This window comes from Microbulbifer variabilis (assembly GCF_020524905.1).
Taxonomy (GTDB): Bacteria; Pseudomonadota; Gammaproteobacteria; order Pseudomonadales; family Cellvibrionaceae; genus Microbulbifer; species Microbulbifer variabilis_A.
The window spans coordinates 1-976 of record NZ_JAIVKI010000060.1 but is presented as its reverse complement, the minus strand read 5'-3'; the positions used below and the strand labels follow the sequence as shown (position 1 = coordinate 976).

The 976-nt window shown below is 44.4% G+C and carries 2 protein-coding genes; both read left to right on the top strand.

All coding sequences use genetic code 11. The annotated features are described in order from the left end of the window. The coding region (locus LC073_RS21510) for a hypothetical protein (protein ID WP_226649687.1) at positions 1-204 on the top strand (204 nt) is incomplete at its 5' end. Positions 205-244: 40 nt separating this feature from the next. Next, the gene (locus tag LC073_RS21505; protein ID WP_226649686.1) at positions 245-589 is read left to right on the top strand and encodes a hypothetical protein; all 345 of its coding nucleotides are present in this window, start codon (positions 245-247) and stop codon (positions 587-589) included. Positions 590-976 lie beyond the last annotated feature (387 nt).

Below are 976 nucleotides of genomic sequence, written 5' to 3'. Positions count from 1 at the left end.
CCGGCGCAGCAACGAACTGTGACAAACAAGGCCTTCGGTGGCCGCCGAAGGTGGGTCTCAATTTACCCGTTAGCGAAAAGGATTTTCAACATCAGAATCGGAGAAGAACAACCATACAAAGCGCTGCAAAGGGACGGCTTACTCTGTGCACCTTTTGCGCAGGTCGCTTCGCTCCCATTTTTGCGCAAAATGCGCCCAAAGTAAGCCGCCCCTGAGCGCGGCGTTAGGCATCAAGGAGTAGATAGTGTCTTTGAAAGTTGGAGACTGGGTTAGAAGTTACAGTTCAGGAATATGGCAGGTGTATCGAATAATTGACTATAAATGCCTAGATCCTGTCACAGGAGAAGAGCAGAATAAAACTACTGTATTCTCTAAGCGCTTTGTATCTAATTCGTGCAAAGGTTCTTTCAAAGAGGAATGTTGCGATTCTTCATTGGTCGAGAAATTGAGCAAAGATGAAAGAGCGGAGCTAGAAATTTTCATCGGAGAAAATAAAAACCTGTATGAGAAATATTTGGCTTATAAGCCTAAAGGTATCGATTGTATCTACAACGCAAGAATAGGAGTGCCTGAGTCGAGAGATTTGTAAGAAATTAACGATTCACTATCTGGCTCAGAAGCAATGAGAGACATAGATATAAGCCGCTATTTAACCGAACTAGGCTACAACACGAAGGCAATGCCGTCTTGGACAGTGCAATTTGTTTCTGAGAATTTCAGCGTGGTGGGTGGTTGCCTAATGTTTAGATTCAGCAGGGTCTTGGAGTATTGAATGCCTAACAAATCAATCAACTACGCGCCTTCGGCGCCGGACAGCTTACACTGCGCTTCGCTTCGTTGCAGCTGCCGGTTATTGAGGCGTTAACCATATGAAGAAATTGGCGAGAATATTAGTTGTAGGTTTGGTCATGGTACCATTTACACTGATACTAGGTAAAATTCCCACATACCCCATGAGCGGTGATTTGAGATTTAT